Here is a 16,348-nt window from a genome sequence, read left to right as displayed (position 1 = left end):
AGCGCATGTCCATTCTGTGCTTCGGCGAGATGCTGCTGCGTCTCACGCCCAACGACGGCGAACTTTTGATGCAGTCGCCCGGCCTGACAGTCCGTCCTGGCGGCGCCGAGGCCAATGTCGCCGTATCCCTGGCCCGCTACGGCACGCCGGCCGCCATGGCGACGGTCCTGCCCGACAATACGCTGGGCCACGCGGCCCGGGACGAGGTGCGCAAGCACGGCGTCGACACGCGCGGCATCGTGTTCAAGCCGGGCCGGATGGGTCTGTATTTCCTGACGCCCGGCGCCGTGCGGCGGCCGTCGGAGGTCCTCTACGACCGCGCGGGTTCGGCCTTCGTCGAGCATGTCGATAGCGCGCTGGACTGGGCGCAGCTGCTGGACGGCGTCGAATGGCTGCACCTGTCGGGCGTCACGCCCGCGACCGGGCCGAATGGCTCGGCGGCAGCCGTGAAGGTCGTCGAGGCAGCCGTGGCCGCAGACGTTAAGGTCAGCTTCGACGGAAACTTCCGCGGCAAGCTGTGGTCAGAATGGGCTGGCGATCCGCCGGGGACCCTGGGCAAGATGCTGGCGGGCGCCAGCCTGGCCTTCGCCGACGACCGCGACTTCGCCCTAGTGATGGGGACGAAGTTCGACCACGCCGATCCGGCGGAGCGTCGGCGGATGGCCGCCAAGGCCGCCTTCGACAAATGGCCGACGCTGGAGCGGATCTGCTGCACCCTGCGCGTCAACGACAGCGTCGACGACCAAACCCTGTCGGCGGTGATGATCACCCGCGATGGCGAGCATCATGCCGCCCCCATCGCCCTGACCGGGGTCGTGGACCGGGTCGGCGGCGGCGACGCCTTCGCCTCGGGTGTCCTGTTCGGCATCTATCGCGGCTGGTCGAACGACGAGGCCTTGGCTTTCGGCCTCGCGGCGGCAGGTCTGAAACACTCGGTGCCCGGCGATTTCAACCTGTTCGACGAGGCTCAGGTCCGAGCCGCCATGGCTGCCGAAGGGTTCGACATCAAGCGCTGACCCGGCCCTAGGAAACCGGTGTCAGAAGTGCTTTGATCGTGTCGACCGGGCGAAAGATCCGGCGCGTCTGTCCTAGGAAACGACCCGGAGTTCCCCATGTCGCCGACCCCGTCGCGCCGCGCCATCCTCGCTGGAGGGGCCGCGTTGACCGCCCTCGCCGCCACGCCCGTCTTCGCCCAGAGCGCGCCCGCACCCGACCGCGCCGCCATCCTGGCGACCATGAAGCGCGCCACCGCCTTCATGACCGACGAGGTCGCCGTCGGCGGCGGATACGTCTGGAACGTCCTGCCCGACTTCTCGCGCCGCTGGGGCGAGCTCGAAGCCTCGCCGACTATGATCTGGGTGCAGCCTCCGGGCACGGCGACCGTGGGTCACGCCTATCTCGACGCCTATCACGCCACCGGGGACGAGCAGTTCTACGAGGCCGCCAAATCCGCCGCCGACGCCCTGATCGCGGGTCAGCATCCGCGCGGTGGCTGGAACTACGTCATCGACACCGCGGGCGAGGAGAGCCTGAAACACTGGTACGAGACGGTGGGCGGCAACGCCTGGCGGCTGGAGGAATTCCAGCACTACTACGGCAACGCCACCTTCGACGACGCGGGCACGGCCGAGGCGTCGCAGCTGTTGCTCCGCGTCTATCTGGAGAAGCGCGAGCGCAAATATCGGGCCCCGCTCGACAAGGCGATCCAGTTCGTCCTCGACGCCCAGTATTCGAACGGCGGCTGGCCCCAGCGCTTCCCCTTCGTCGAAGGTGCGGGCGGCCTGCACGGCAACCCGGACTACACCCCCTACATCACCTTCAACGACGACGTGGCGGGCGAGAACATCGAGTTCCTGCTGTACTGCCATCAGGCGCTCGGCTCGAACGACCGGCGTCTGGTCGATGCGATCCAGCGCGGCATGGATATCTTCATCGCCACCCAGCAGCCGATGCCGCAACCGGCCTGGGGCCTGCAGCATTTCCCCGACACGCTGAAGCCGGCCCCGGCCCGCACGATCGAGCCGCGCGCCTTCGCCACCCACACGACGGCGACCAATATCCGATCGATGATCGGCTTCTACAGGCTGACCGGTGACCGCAAATACCTGGCCCGCCTGCCGGAAGCGCTCGACTGGCTGGACCAGGTCAAGACGCCCCAAAACCTGATCGCGCCGGGCCGGACGCATCCGACCTTCATCCTCGAGGGCTCCAACACCCCGGTCTATATCCACCGCAGGGGGTCGAACATCCGCAACGGCCGCTACTACGCCGACGAGAACCCGAACAACCTGATCATCCACTACGGCTCGTTCCGAAACCTGGACACGGCCGCCCTGCGCAGCGAGCTGGCGGCAGCGGAAGCGATGTCGCCCGCAGCCCTGATCGCGGCGTCGCCGTTAAAGGCGCGGCCGGGTACCCGGAGCCTGCCGAAATATTTCTCGCTTCGCGACGTCAGCGTCTGGGACATGTCCACGGAGGGCCGGCGTCCGCGCCCCGTCGCGGCGGGACGTGCAGCGGAACTGGCCAGCGGTCTCAACGCTCGCGGCTATTGGCCCACCCCGATGACCACGACATCCAACCCCTACATCGGCCCCTCGCCCGAAGCCGTCACAGGCGGGGAGTATCAGACGACCCGAGTCGGGGACCTGTGGGACACCTCGCCCTACAACACCGACTTCCCGGTCGAATCCATCTCGACCGAGGCCTTCATCCGCAACATGGGCGACCTGATCGAGGCCCTAGGCCCGCCGGTCGCCTGATGCGGCTGGATCGCCGAACCCTGCTGACCGGCCTAGCGGCGACGCCGCTGGCCGGGTGCGGAGCGATGCCAAGGCTTTCGATGCCCAGCCTTTCGATGCCGAGCATGGCGATGCCCTCGGTCCCCTTCATGCGGACGCCGCCGGTGGAGGTGAAGGACTGGGGCTCGCTGCCCGACGGCCAGACGGTGAGCCTGTTCACCCTGACCAACGCGCGGGGCTCGCAGGCGCGGGTGATGACCTGGGGCGGCATCCTGCAGTCGCTGAAGGTTCCCGACCGCCACGGTCGGATGGCCGAGGTTGTGCTGGGGCTCGATACGCTCGCCGACTACGTAGAGCGGTCGCGCAATTTCGGATCGACCGTGGGCCGCTACGCCGGGCGGATCGCCGGCGGCCGGTTCGAGTTGGACGGGCGGGAGGTTCAGCTCGACGTCGGGACCAGCCCCCATTCCAGCCACGGCGGCCCGATCGGGTTCGCCAAGCGCAACTGGATGGGCCGCCCCGACCTGACCGACGAAGGACCGGGTGTGGTCCTGACCCTGGTCAGCGCCGATGGCGACCAGGGCTTCCCCGGCCAACTCACCATTTCGGTCACCTACCGACTGACGCACGACGACCGGCTGACCATCGACTACCTGGCCCTGACCGACCGGGCGACGGTGCTGAATCCGACGAACCACTCCTATTTCAACCTGTCGGGCGATCCCGAACGGCTGATCCTGGATCACGATTTCCAGATCGAGGCCGACGCCTTCGCCGCCTATGCGCCGGACAAGGTCGTCACCGGAGACCTGGCCCCCGTCGCCGGGACGCCGTTCGATTTCCGCACCGCAAAGCCGATCGGGCGAGACCTTTTCGAGGTCAATGAACAGCTGCGCATCGGCGGCGGCTACGACCACAGCTTCGCGGTTCGCGGTCAGGGCCTGCGCCGGGCGGCCCGGCTGTCGGACGCCTTCAGCGGGCGGGCGATGGAGGTGTGGACCACCGAGCCGGCGCTGCATGTCTATACGGCGAACACGGTCGAACTGGTCGGGCGCGGCGGGGCCGCCTATCGGCCCTATTGCGGCGTCGCGCTGGAAACCCAGCACTATCAGAACAGCCCCAACCGACCGCAGTTTCCATCGACCGTGCTGAGGCCGGGGGAGACATTCCGGTCGCGGACGGAGTACCGGTTTTCGGCGGGCTGACACCGCACTTCCCTTCTTTCGTCATCCTTCGACGCAGCGAAGCGAAGACCGGGGACCCAGCGGCGCCGAAGGCGATCTGTTCAGACAAGATGTAGGAAGCGGCGGTGCGCGCGACAGGTTCGCGCTCTCGCGCGCCGCTGCGTCCCCCGGTCTGCGGCGCTGCGCGCCTTGCCGGAGGATGACGAAAGAAAAAGGGCGCAACCGTCGCCGGTTGCGCCCTCTTCAAAATCGCAATGCGAGTAAGGCCTAAGCCTCGTCGCCCTTGTCGGTCGAACCGGTGACCGGGACCTGAGCGCCCTTGGCGGGACGGATGGTCTGGCGTTCGGCGATACGGGCCGACTTACCGCGACGGTCGCGCAGGTAGTACAGCTTGGCGCGACGAACGACGCCGCGGCGCTTCACTTCGATCGACTCGATGTTCGGCGACAGGATGGGGAATTTGCGCTCGACGCCTTCGCCGAACGAGATCTTGCGGACGGTGAAGGTTTCGTTGACGCTGCCGCCGTCACGGGCGATGCAGACGCCTTCGAAGGCCTGAACGCGCTCGCGCTCGCCTTCCTTGATCTTCACCATGACGCGAAGGGTGTCGCCGGGCTGGAAGTTCGGGATTTCACGAACCGCGATCAGGCGGGCTTTTTCTTCGGCTTCGATGGTCTGAAGGATGTTGGCCATGTGTCTATTCTCCTCGGGCTTTGGCGCCCTTTAGCTTTGATTTGGCGGAAGATTCCGCAGGTCTTGTTTCCAGATGCGCCGCCCACAGATCGGGCCGTCGCTCCTGAGTGGTCTTTTCCCTTTGTTCCTGACGCCAGGCCGCCATCTTGCGATGGTCGCCGGACAACAGGATCTCCGGGATGTCGATCCCCTCGAACGTCCGCGGTCGCGTGTACTGCGGATGCTCCAGAAGACCGTCCTCGAAGCTTTCGGACGACAGGCTTTCGGCCTGGCCCAGAACGCCGGGGATCAGTCGCACGCACGCCTCGATCACCACCATCGCCGCCGCCTCGCCACCGGCCAGGACCGCGTCTCCGACGGAGACTTCCTCGAACCCGCGTGCCTCGAGCACCCGCTGGTCCACCCCCTCGAACCGGCCGCAGAGAACGACGATGCCGTCCGCTTTAGCCCACTCTTTCACTCGCGCCTGCGTCAGGGGTCGACCGCGTGCGCTCATGTACAAAAGCGGCCGGGGCGACCCTGTCAGGCTGTCTAAGGCCCGGGCCACCACGTCCGCTTTGAGTACCTGTCCGGGGCCGCCACCCGCGGGGGTGTCGTCCAGGAAGCCGCGCTTATCTTCGGAAAAACCGCGAATGTCCAGCGTCTGCAGGTCCCACAGCCCCTTCTCGCGCCAGGCCGTGCCGATCAGCGACACGCCGAGCGGCCCGGGAAAGGCCTCGGGGAACATGGTCAGGACGGTGGCGGTGAAGGACATAGCCGCCCTTTACCGCCTGAATGCCCGTCAGGTCACGCCCAAGACCTAGGCCTTGGCAGCGATGCCCGTCTCCGCCAGCCATTCCAGGATCTTGCCCTTGGGCATGGCGCCGACCTTTAGCGAGGCCATCTGGCCGTCTTTGAACAGCATCAGGGTCGGGATGCCCTTCACGCCCAGCTTGGACGGGGTCATGGGGCTGTCATCGATATTGATCTTGGCGATGGTGACCTGGCCGCCGAGCTCGTCGGAGATCTGCTCCAGGGCCGGGCCGATCTGCTTGCAGGGGCCGCACCACTCCGCCCAGAAGTCCACCAGCACGGGGGTGGACGATTTCAGGACGTCGGCGTCGAAGCTCTCGTCGGTGACCTTGACCGTGGTCATATAACTCATCTCCTCAAGGGCGGCATCGGCGCCCGTGTCATGTTGGTTCGAGATGTGGGGCGATTCTGGGGGAAATCAACGGCGCTCCCTCCGGCCGCCCCAGCAGACTGACCTATTCAGCGTAGATCATCTTCCGCGTCATGCCGCCGTCCACCGTCAGGACCTGGCCGGTGACGAAGCCGGCCCCGGCCAGATAAAGGACAGCGCCCGCGATGTCGTCGGGGCGGCCGACGCGGCCGACCGGGTGCTGTTCGTGATCGACGGGCCGAAGATCCTGTCCGTCCGAAATCCAGCCCGGCGCGATGGCGTTGACCCGCACCTTCGGTCCCAGGCTGATCGCCATGGCGTGGGTCAGCGCGACCATGGCGCCCTTGGAGGCGGCGTAGGCCTCGGTGTTCGGCTCGGACATAAAGGCCCGCGTGGAGACCATATGGATGATGGCGCCGTTGTCACCGAGCAGAGGGATGGCCGCGCGGCTCATCAGGAAGGCGCCCGTCAGGTGGCTGTCGGTGACCTTGCGCCAATCGGCCAGCGACAGTTCGGCCAGCGGTCCGCGATCCGGCCCGGCAATACCCGCATTGTTGACCAGAAGGTCCAGGTCGTCCCACTCCAGCTCGGCGAAGGCGGCCTGGACCGAAGCCTCGTCGCCGACATCGCAGATCACGGACCGCGTCCCCTCGGGTCCAGGCTTCAGATCGAAGGCGGCCACGGTCCAGCCGTCGGCGATCAGGGCCTGGCAGATGCCCCGGCCGATCAGGCCCGCGGCTCCGGTGACGATGGCTCTCTTCATGCGGACCTCAAGCGGTGAACGGTCGATCAGGTTCCGGCAAGCCGCCGTAGCACCTCGTCCATCAGCCCCTGCGGCACGGGCATCAGCTTCGGCCCATCCGTCCACACGAGCGCCGCCTCGACCGGGCGATCCGGGTATAACTTCGCAAGCACAGCCACATAGGTGGCCATCTGGGCGACATAGGCCGGGTCGGCGTCCTCGATGCGATCGGGAGCGGGGCGGTTGGTCTTGTAGTCGACGACCAGGACCCGATCGGGCGTCACCACCAGCCGGTCGATGCGGCCGTTGATGACGACGCCGGGACGCAGCCCCTCCGCCCCGCCGGTCAGGGCGATCTCCGCGCGGGAGCCGGGGCCGAAGACAGCGGCGAAGCGGGCGTCGTCCAGCACGCGGAAGGCGGCCTCGATCATCTCCGACGCTTGCGCATCCGACAGGTCGCGCTCCTTGGCCAGCAGGCGGGCGGCAGCGGCGGGACGATCGGCGACGGCGATCTCGGGCAGGCGTTCGAGCAGCAGGTGGATCAGGTCGCCGCGCCGGAAACGGCCGAGCGGTGCCCCCTCCCCGCCCGCAACGACGGCGAGCGGCGACGGCGCGGCGATGCGTCTGGCACCCTCCATCTGGGAAGGAGAGACGTAGCGGGCGGACGGATCGACCGGCGGCGCGGTGCGGGCCCAGGCGGGGAGCTCTGCAACCGCGCGGGCGGCGGCCTCGCCCGCGCTCAGCACCACGGGATCGACGCCATAGCGACGGCGGCCGTCGCCGATGTCGCGAACGCAACCAGCGTCTCCGGCGCCCAGACGGTCGAAGGTCTCGCACAGGACGGCCCACCAGCTGACCTCGTGATAGCCCTGTTTCGAGTTGCCGGCGGACCGGCCCAGCACGACGATTCGGTCGCGCGCGCGGGTCAGGGCGACATAGAGCAGCCGCAGCGTCTCGTCGTCGATCCGCGCCCGGCGCACGGCGCGCGCGGCGGCCGAGGCCTCGCAGTCCTCCTTCTCGCCGGCCGGACACATCAGCCAGGCCTCGCCCTCATCAGCCAGTTCGACCGGCATCAGGAAGGGGCCATGCATCGGCGCCCGCGCCGTGGTGTCGGGCAGGATCACCACCGGCGCCTCCAGCCCTTTCGAGCCGTGGACGGTCATGACGCGGACCTCGTCGCGCGCGCCTTCGAGCTCGCGTTTCACCTCGACGTCGGCGGCCTCCAGCATCGACAGGGCCGTCTCCAGATCGAGGCCGCCGCGCTGTTCGGCGGCCAGCACCTGGTTCAGGGTCTCGTCTATGGCCTCCTCCGCCTCGCGGCCGAGGCGGGACAGAATGCGGGCGCGGCCCGAGCGGCCGGTCTCGTCGACGCGGTTCAGCAGGGCGGCGAAGAAGGCGAAGGGGGGACGGCCGCGCTGGTCGATGGCGAAGGACAGCAGGTCGCGCGCGCGGGCCCACTCGGGGCGTTCGTGGGCGCGGTCCCGCAGTTCCTTCCAGAGTTTTCCGCGCTTGGGTTTGGCGCCGGCGAGGTCGAACAGACTGTCCTCGTCCACGTCGCAGAAGGGGCTGCGTAAGGTCCCGGCGAGGCTGAGGTCGTCGTCGGGGTAGAGGGCGAACCGGGCCACGGCGATCAGGTCGTCGAAGGCGATGTGCGACGACAGCTTCAGCCGGTCGGCACCGGCCACGGGCACGCCCGCCGCCTTCAGGGCGCGGATGATCTCCTCGAAGGTCGCGTCGCGGCGGCGGACCAGGATCAGGAAGTCGCCGTAGCCGGAGGGGCGCAGGGTGCGGTTCTTGCGGTCCTGCACCGCCACGCCGGTCTCGACCTGGCGTCTGATCTCGCGGGCGAGGTCGGAGGCCATGCGTTTGCGGGCGCTCTGGGCCGGCTCCTGATCGAGGGGGTCGTCCCATGCGTCGCGTTCGGGCGACTTCTCGTCCTCGTAGAGAGGCCAGAGGTCGATACAGCCGTGATCGTCTGCGCGCTTGGCGACGTGGGGCGGGATAGCGGCGACCTGTTCGCCGACGAGGGAGCGGGTGCGTTCGGGGCCGGAGAAGACCGCATCGACGAACTTCAGCACCTCGGGCGTCGAGCGGAACGAGGTGGCCAGTTCGACGCCCGTGAAGGCGAACCCGGCGCCTGTGACGAGGCTGTCGTAGGACTGTGCTTCGCGGTTCAGCCGCTCGGGCCGGGCACCCTGGAAGGAATAGATCGACTGTTTCTCGTCGCCGACGGCGAAGACGGTGCGCTCGACCTTGCCCGCCCCGAAGCGGCGCGATCCGGCGCCGGAGAAGAAGCCTTCGGTCAGGGCGCGGATGATGTCCCATTGTTCCGGGGCCGTGTCCTGGGCCTCGTCGATCAGGACATGCTCGACCCCGCCGTCCAGCTTGTACAGGACCCAGGCGGCGTTGGCGCGGACGGTCAGAAGCTCGACCGTGCGGGCGACCAGATCGCCGAAATCCAGCGCCCCGCGCTGTTCCTTGGCGCGGTCGTAGAGAGCACCGTGCGCCTGGGCTAGGGTCAGGACATGGACGGTGTCCTCGGCGACGCGGGCCTTCCTGACCTGTCCCAGGGTCGCGACGACCTTGTCCTGCATCGCCGTCAGCCAGTCGCGGGCGTGGGCGGGCGCGGACCTGGTCGCCATCGACTTGCGTGGCGCACCCGAGGTCAGGAAGACGGCGGACACTTCGGGGAAGGTCCAGTCGGCGGCGTACATGCGGTCGGCGCAGCCCTGGTCGTTGGCCGAGCCGGTCGCCATCAGGTCGGCGATCTCCAGCCACTCACCTCGATCGAGGAACCGCATGAACTCGGACTGGACCGTCGCCACGTCGCTGTCGGGGTCGGCGCCGACGAGGGCGTGAGGGCCGGGCGCGCCGCCGTCCGCGACCCGGGTGATATAGTCGATCAGCTTGGCGCGATCCTGCTCGATCCGGGCCAGCAGGCTTTCGAACGATGCCCAGTCCAGTTCGACGGCGAAATGGGCGTAGGCGCGGCCGATGCGCCCGTCGATGTCGGCCAGGGCGGCGCGGGCCAGGTCCTCGCGCGCGGCGTGGGACAGAGCGATCGCGGCCTGGTCCTCCAGCACGGTGAAGCCGGGGGTGACCCCGGCCTCAAGCGGAAAACGCCGCAGCAACTTTTCGCAGAAGGCGTGCAGGGTCTGGATCTTCAGACCGCCGGGCGTGTCGAGCGCCTTGGCGAACAGTTTCCGCGCCCGCGACAGGTCGGCGTGCGACAGGGTCGCGGCGTCGCGCCCGTCGAGGTCGGCCAGGGATGCCGAGAGCTTCCGGTCGTCCATGACGGCCCACTCGCCGAGCCGGTCGAACAGCCGCGCCTGCATCTCGGCGGCGGCGGCCTTGGTGTAGGTGACGCACAGGATCTCGCCGGGCTGGACCTCTTCGAGCAACAGGCGGGCCACGCGGTCGACGAGGGTCGAGGTCTTGCCCGAGCCGGCGTTGGCGGTGACGAAGACCGACTGGCGCGGATCCGCCGCCGCGATCTGGGCGGGGTCGGGCAGGATGCGGACGGAGGTGTCGACGGCGCTCATTCGGCGTCTCCGTCAGCGCCGGCGACCGACCACTCCCACACGCGGGCGAGGTGGTCGTAGTTGCCGCCGAAATTGCCCATGAACTGCGGCGCGACCCAGCTGAGATAGGGGGTCGTCTGATCGTCGAACCGGGCGACGCGGGCCTTCAGTCCGGCCAGGGCCGCCATCGACAGGTCCGACGCTTCGCTGCCGGATGCGCGGACCGCCGCCTCGCCGGGGACCTTGCGGCCGACGACGCGGACGTAGGTCAGTTCCTCGGGCTCGACGGGGCCGGAGGTCTTGAGGCCCGCCTCGGCCAGGATGGCACCGGTCAGGGTCAGTTGCGGCGCGAAGCCGGATTTCACCTGCTTGGCCGACGGCGCCGACCCGGTCTTGAAGTCGAGAATGGCCGCGCCGGTCGAGGACAGTTCGATCCGGTCGGCCTTGGCCGTCAGGGTGAAGGGGCCGGCGGGGGCGGCGAAGGTCATCGTCACCTCTTCCTCTACGCGGATCTCGATGCCGCGCGCGCGGCGGCGCATCTCGAACCCGGCCAGCCAGCGGGCGGAGTTGCGGGCCAGGGGCCGTTCGCGCGCCATGGCCGCGTCATCGAACCCGTGGTGGGTCAGTTCCTCGTGCAAAAGGGTGACGATCTCGGTCTCGCAGTCATCGGGCAGGACGTCGGGCCAAGTCAGGGCCAGCCGCTCGACGGCCTTGTGCACCGCCTGGCCGCGCGCCAGAGCCTCAGCAGACTGGCCGGGCCGATCCATCTGGCGCAGGTTCAGGACGTAACGGGCGTAGACCGCATAGGGATCGCGCACCCAGCGCTCGACCCCGGTGACGGGCAGCTGACGCGGGCGGCGATCGACGGGCGGCTTCGGGGCCGGGCGTTTCGAGAGACCTCCCTGACCGGTCACGGCGGCGTCGAGGGCGCGGGCGGCGTCGAGGGTTTCGGAGGGGCGGTCGATCTCAACCGGGGTCTCTTTGCTGTTGGCGCCGCGCGTCAGCATGTCGAGCCGCCACAGCCAGCGGGAGCGGACGGCGGGCTGGCCGCCTCGGCGTTCGGAATGGATCAGGATGGCCTCGGGTGCGCAGGCGGCCTGGACGAAGTCCTGGGCGGTCTGGCCGACGCGGCGCTCGGGCGGCGGCAGGCCGAGGGTCTTGCGCATGGGGCGCGACAGGAAGGGATCGATCGGCGCGCCCTGGGGCCAGACGCCCTCCTCCAGCCCGGCCAGGATCATGCGGTCGGCGCGCACCAGACGGGCCTCGATGGCGCCGAGGATGCGCAAGGATGGATGGGTCGCACCGCCGGTGCGGACGGTGGTGTCGTGCAGCACGGAGGCGATCAGTTCGGTGAAATCGGAGGGGCTGACGGTGCCGAGCGACGCCCCGCTGTCGATCAGTTGGGACAGGAGGGACGCCGCCGCCTCTCCATCCGGCCCGGCCCAGACGTGGGTCCCGGCAAAGGCCTCGACAAGGGCGGTCAGGTGGCGGGCGGCCTGGTCCAGCGGCGCGGCGCGGCCAAGGGATGCGGCCTCGGCGAGGGCTTGCAGACGGCCGGCGAGCGCGGTCGCCTCGGCGAGGCGGGTGAGGGTCGTGTCGGACGGCGGTTGGCCGTCGCGACGGGGTTCGGCGGCCTTCGTCAGGCGGGCCTCGATACGGTTCCAGTCGCGAGTGCGGGGCCCCCGGAAGGCGACTTTCTCCAGCTCGGCGACGGCATTGGGCGTGGCCTCGGGCAAGATCGTAAGGGCGTGCTTGGTCAGGGCGAGCACGGTCTGGGGCTTCAGCGGATCGGCGATAAAACGGGCGGCCAGATCGACGAGGACGCCGACCGGCATCTGGTCCAGGGTCGCGCCCGACGATGAGTCGGCGACGACGCCCCAGCGCTCCAGCCTGGCGGCGACGCGGCGGCCGAGAGCGAGGTCGGGGGTCACGAGGGCGCAGGTCCGGCCGGGGGTTTCCAGCGTCTCGCGCATCATCATGGCGATGGTCGCGGCGGCGTCTTCCTCGGTGCGGGTCGCGACCACCGACAGGCCTTCGAGGCCCAGGGCGATGGGATCGGCGGCGACGCCGGCCTCGGCCGACGCGGCGCGGATCGAGCGGATTTCCTCACGCCAGTCGGCGGTGGCCTCGGCGGGCCGCAGGGCCTCGTTGATCAGGCGCTGGCGGGCCAGGCCGCGCGCTTCGAACACGGGCTGGACCGGGCGGCGGAACCAGGGACGAACGGCGGCGCGCTCGATGTCGGCGCGTTCGAGCAGGCGTTTCAGAGCGCTCTGCGGATGCTGTTCCTCGATGGCGTTCCAGGCGAGTTCGCTCAGATCAAGGTCGAGGCCGGGGACGACGACGCAGCCCTGAGGTGCCTTGGCTACGGCGATCAGAACGTCGGCGGCGGCCTTGACCGTGCCGGTCGATCCGGCGGCGATGACCGGGCCTTGCGGCGGGTGACTGTCCCAGCGTTCGGCCAGCAGGCGCAGCAGTTTCGTGCGCCTCCACGAGGCGTCGACGAGGCCGAGCTCGGCCAGACGCGCCGGCCATTTCTCGATCGCGAGGCCTAGGAATTTCGCCGACTTCTGCCAGTGCTCGGCGAAGTCTTCCTCGACCAGGGTGGCGATACGGCCCGGGTCCTCGACCTCCTCGATATTGCAGGAATCGAGGAAGGCGCCGAGGCTGTCGGCCAGTTCCAGCGCGCGCATCGGCGACAGGTCGGTGTCGTGCTCGGCCGTGATCAACCGCGCCATCTCGAACCGGCGCGTCAGAGGGGCGATCGAGGGCGGCAGGTCGAGACCCAGCTCGCCCGGCGTGAACGGCGGCTCGTCCTCCTCCAGATCCCCGAGCGGCCGGACCTGCGGCAGGAGCACGGGCCGGCCGCCGCTCAGCGCCGACAGGGCGGTGGTGAAGGCGCGCGCGGCCCGGCGGTTGGGCAGGAGGATGGTCGCGTCGGACAAGGTTTCCGGCGCCTGATCGGCCAGCCAGTCTAGGACGCCGGCGGCCAGGTCCTCGAGGAACGGCCGGTGCGCGGGGATGGCGAACCAGCGCGGATCGTCCTTGCCGCCGACGCCAGGGAATGGACCGAAAGCAGTCACCCGCCCGCCAGTCTGGCCTCGGCCTCGTCGCGCGCCTGAGGGTCGCCGACGTGCATCCAGCCGCCGTCGAGGACGCAGCCGTAGAGCCGCCCGGCCGCAGCAGACGCCCGCCACAGGGGGCTAAGCGAGAAGGGACCGTCAGGCCCGCCGTCGGCGTAGTCCGGCCGTGTGATGTGCACCCCCATATAGGCGAAGGGCGCCGATGCAGCCTCGCCCCGGAAGGTCAGGCGGCCGTCCTCGGCAAGGAAGAAATCGCCGTCGCCCTCGAACCCGATAGTGCCCTCGCGGGTAGCAAGGAGGAGGCAGGCGTCCATCTTCACCGGGTCCCACAGGCGGACCAGTGCCTCGGCCCAGGGCGCGTCGCCGCGATCCATCCAGACGCTGTCGATATTGGCCACGAAGACCGGGTCGTCGCCGAGCAGGGGGTGGGCCTTCTTGAGGCCGCCGCCGGTCTCCAACAGTTCTTGGCGTTCGTCCGAAATCGTGATCGCAGGCCCGCGTCCGCGCGTGGCCAGATGCGCCTCCAGCCGGTCGGCGAACCAGTGGACATTGACCACCGCCCGCTCGACGCCCGCCTCGGCCAGCCGGTCGAGCACATGGTCGATCAGGGCGCGACCGCCGACCTCGACGAGGGCTTTGGGCCGGTCGTGGGTCAGGGGGCGCATGCGCGTGCCGAGACCGGCGGCGAGGACCATGGCTGTCGTTGGAGCACCTTTGGGGGCGGTCATGTGCGTATCTCGGCCGGAACGTGTTTGTCGAACCAGCGGGCGACGCCTTCGAGGCCCGGCTTCGTCAGATTGCCGTTCAGATGGGCCCACATGCGCGGCATGAAGGCGGCGTAGCGCGGCTTGCCGTCACGCACGATCAGCCGGGCGAAGATGCCCAGGATGCGGGTCTCGTTCAGTGCGGCGAGACCGGCATAGGACCTCAGGAAGGCCGCACGGTCATCGACGCGGGCGACCTCGAAATACCGCTCCAGCGCCTCCGCCTCGAGCGCGGGCGAGACGTCGCGGCGGGCGTCCTGGAGCAGGGAATGCAGGTCCCACGACGGATGGGCTCGAACCGCGTCCTGGAAGTCGATCATGCCGACGCGCGCGGGGCCTTGGCGGTCGGGCAGCCAGAGCAGGTTTTCGGCGTGATAGTCGCGGTGGGCGACCACCGAGGCGCCCGCCTCGCCCTCGGCCACGATGGGTACCCAGGCGGCGTGCCAGTCGGCGATGGCGGCGTCGTTGAAGCGCAACTCGGGTTTCAGCTTCGGCATCCATTCGACGAACAGATCGGCCCCGCCTTGAAGCGCGGTCTGGTCATAGACCTGCAGCGGCCATGGCCCGGCCGCGCCGGTCAGGATCGGCGGGGTCGGGGCGGCGTGGAGTTCGGCCAGGGCGTCGACGGCGGCGAGATACAGGGGCGTCTCGTCCTGCCCGCTTTCGATCACGCGGGCGAACAGGTCGTCGCCGAAATCCTCCAGCACGGCGAGACCGGCCGGCGCATCCAGCGCGACGATGTCGGGCGCCGACAGGCCGACCGAACGCAGGTGCGAGGCCACGGCGGCGAAGGCCTCGATCCGACCGGCGGAAAGACGGGCGACGGCGTTCCAGCCCTCGGCCTTGCGGCGTTCGGGAGACCAGGACGGATCGGCGGGCGGGCTCTCGGCCGACGCGACCTGGTCCATCAGCATCAGGCCCGGGCCGTTGGCGGGCGTCAGTCGCTCATACCGGCGCGTGGAAGCGTCGCCCGGCAGAGGCGCCCGGGCGGCGTCGGCGAGGCCGACCTGCGTCAGGAAGGCGACCCGTTGGGCTTCGCGGTCGGTAGCGGCGTCAGACATTCAGGCCTTCGAGTTCGGTGATCTTTCTTGCCCATGCCCCTACGCCGGAAACGGTCGCATGGCGTCCGTCTCCGCTCTCGGACAGGGTGATGGTCAGGCGGTCCGGACCCAGGGCGCGAGCGGGATCGTCGCCCAGCCGCTCGGGCCATTCAATGAGTGCGGCGCCGACATCCAGCGCCTCGTCCAGACCGATCTCGAACGCCTCTTCCGGGCGGGTCAAACGATAGAGGTCGAAATGGGCGACCGGTGGATCGGTCTCGTAGAACTGGACCAGGGTGAAGGTCGGCGACGGCACATCCTCGTCCTCGCCCGCCAGCGCCCGGATCAGGCCGCGCGCCAAGGTCGACTTGCCCATGCCGAGCGGGCCGTAGAGCAGGACCGCCTCGCCGGGTTCCAGACGCGGTGCGATCGCCCGTCCGAGCGCCGTCGTCGCCCCCGCATCGGCCAGGTCGATTTCGACGGTCATGCGAAATCCGCATCGGGCTGGCTAGGCAGGACCCGTTCGACGAAGGCCTTCAAAGCATAGGTCGCGCGGGTCGCGTCGATGTCGAGGCGGGTCGTCGGAATGGGCTTTCCGACCGTCAGGCGGAAGGGCTTCTTCCGCTTGTTCAGAAGCTCATGGAACAGGGTGATGTCTCGAAGTTCCGGCGACACCCGATGGAACAGGTGGAACAGGGTCGAGTAGGGACCGCCGACATGGATCGGGATGGTCGGGGCGCCGTACTTCCGCGCCAGCGACGTTGCGGTCGACGCCCACTCCGGATCGGTCAGGGCACCGTCCTTGCCCACGCGGGAAATCCGTCCTGCGGGAAACATGACGACGCAGCGTTCGGCCTCGAAAGCGGCCTTCGCGGCATCCAGAGTGACACGCGTCTTCTGGCGGGTGCGTTTGGCGACCACCCATTCGACCGGGATGATGACCTCGTCCAGCCGGGGCGCGACGCGGACGGCGTCAGCGTTGGCGAAATAGATGGCGTCGGCGCGGCGCTTCTTGATGGCATCGTAGACGGCGATGCCGTCGGCGATTCCAGTCGGATGGTTGCAGACGACGACGCAGCGCCCGGTCGCCGGCAGCCGGTCCAGGTTCAGGCTCGACGTCTTGAGGTCCAGCAGGTTCGACACATGATCCAGCGCCGCCTGTCCCGACAAGGGGGCGATGCCGTCGGCCAGTTCCCTCGCCTTGCCGTAGCCGAGCATCCCGTAGAAGGCCGGCCGCAGCAAGGGCCAGACGATCGACCCGGTCAGACGCGGCGCCCGCTCAGCGATCAGGACATCCACGACATGATCCGACCGTCCCACGGGGACGGCGGCAGGCTCGGTCGGGGCGGGCGGCGAAGCGGTCATCCACGCCCCTTGTCGCCTTTGGCGAGAATGCAGGCAAGCGCGCCGGAAGCCCCAGCTTC

At 69.2% G+C, this 16,348-nt stretch carries 13 protein-coding genes; 3 read left to right on the top strand and 10 right to left on the bottom strand.

Annotated features, from left to right (window positions below; genetic code table 11):
* Positions 1 to 5: 5 nt before the first annotated feature.
* The 3 genes from ACW171_RS14740 to ACW171_RS14730 all read left to right on the top strand — a co-directional run bounded on the left by ACW171_RS14740 (position 6) and on the right by ACW171_RS14730 (position 3,943).
* Positions 6 to 1,016, top strand: coding sequence for a sugar kinase (locus tag ACW171_RS14740; protein WP_492094268.1), 1,011 nt, complete (start codon positions 6 to 8; stop codon positions 1,014 to 1,016).
* Between the two features lie 96 nt (positions 1,017 to 1,112).
* Positions 1,113 to 2,759 (top strand): pectate lyase, encoded by a 1,647-nt coding sequence (locus tag ACW171_RS14735; protein ID WP_492094267.1) that lies wholly within the window; start codon positions 1,113 to 1,115, stop codon positions 2,757 to 2,759.
* A gap of 104 nt (positions 2,760 to 2,863) precedes the next feature.
* Positions 2,864 to 3,943, top strand: coding sequence for an aldose epimerase family protein (locus tag ACW171_RS14730; protein ID WP_492094265.1), 1,080 nt, complete (start codon positions 2,864 to 2,866; stop codon positions 3,941 to 3,943).
* 246 nt (positions 3,944 to 4,189) lie between these two features.
* Here ACW171_RS14730 and rplS read toward each other — a convergent pair whose 3' ends face one another.
* The 10 genes from rplS to ACW171_RS14680 form a co-directional block, all read right to left on the bottom strand.
* Positions 4,190 to 4,615, bottom strand: coding sequence for a 50S ribosomal protein L19 (rplS, locus tag ACW171_RS14725; RefSeq protein ID WP_492094264.1), 426 nt, complete (start codon positions 4,613 to 4,615; stop codon positions 4,190 to 4,192).
* A gap of 4 nt (positions 4,616 to 4,619) precedes the next feature.
* Entirely contained in the window at positions 4,620 to 5,369 is a 750-nt protein-coding gene (gene trmD / locus ACW171_RS14720; protein WP_492094262.1) for a tRNA (guanosine(37)-N1)-methyltransferase TrmD, read from the bottom strand.
* Between the two features lie 45 nt (positions 5,370 to 5,414).
* Complete coding sequence (trxA, locus tag ACW171_RS14715; protein WP_492094260.1) at positions 5,415 to 5,750, bottom strand: thioredoxin; 336 nt, start codon at positions 5,748 to 5,750, stop codon at positions 5,415 to 5,417.
* A gap of 112 nt (positions 5,751 to 5,862) precedes the next feature.
* The gene (locus ACW171_RS14710) at positions 5,863 to 6,540 is read right to left on the bottom strand and encodes an SDR family oxidoreductase (RefSeq protein WP_492094258.1); all 678 of its coding nucleotides are present in this window, start codon (positions 6,538 to 6,540) and stop codon (positions 5,863 to 5,865) included.
* Between the two features lie 26 nt (positions 6,541 to 6,566).
* Entirely contained in the window at positions 6,567 to 10,061 is a 3,495-nt protein-coding gene (addA, locus tag ACW171_RS14705; protein WP_492094256.1) for a double-strand break repair helicase AddA, read from the bottom strand.
* On the bottom strand, positions 10,058 to 13,120 hold the full coding sequence (gene addB, locus ACW171_RS14700) for a double-strand break repair protein AddB (RefSeq protein WP_492094255.1): 3,063 nt from the start codon (positions 13,118 to 13,120) through the stop codon (positions 10,058 to 10,060). The genes addA and addB overlap by 4 nt, the downstream gene beginning before the upstream one ends.
* On the bottom strand, positions 13,117 to 13,848 hold the full coding sequence (gene murU, locus ACW171_RS14695; protein ID WP_492094253.1) for an N-acetylmuramate alpha-1-phosphate uridylyltransferase MurU: 732 nt from the start codon (positions 13,846 to 13,848) through the stop codon (positions 13,117 to 13,119). The genes addB and murU overlap by 4 nt, the downstream gene beginning before the upstream one ends.
* Positions 13,845 to 14,945 carry an N-acetylmuramate/N-acetylglucosamine kinase AmgK gene (gene amgK / locus ACW171_RS14690; RefSeq protein WP_492094251.1) on the bottom strand — a complete coding sequence of 367 codons (1,101 nt, stop codon included), beginning with the start codon at positions 14,943 to 14,945 and terminating at the stop codon, positions 13,845 to 13,847. Before amgK ends, murU begins: the two co-directional genes overlap by 4 nt.
* Positions 14,938 to 15,411: a tRNA (adenosine(37)-N6)-threonylcarbamoyltransferase complex ATPase subunit type 1 TsaE gene (gene tsaE, locus ACW171_RS14685; RefSeq protein ID WP_492094249.1), complete on the bottom strand. Its 474-nt coding sequence runs from the start codon at positions 15,409 to 15,411 to the stop codon at positions 14,938 to 14,940. Before tsaE ends, amgK begins: the two co-directional genes overlap by 8 nt.
* Positions 15,408 to 16,289, bottom strand: a complete 882-nt coding sequence (locus ACW171_RS14680; RefSeq protein WP_492094247.1) for a GNAT family N-acetyltransferase — start codon at positions 16,287 to 16,289, stop codon at positions 15,408 to 15,410. Before ACW171_RS14680 ends, tsaE begins: the two co-directional genes overlap by 4 nt.
* Positions 16,290 to 16,348: the final 59 nt, after the last annotated feature.

The sequence above is a fragment of the Brevundimonas sp. FV1ye28 genome (assembly GCF_058681135.1).
The sequence above is the reverse complement of the archived record's forward strand: the minus strand, read 5'-3'. Positions and strand labels throughout refer to the sequence as shown.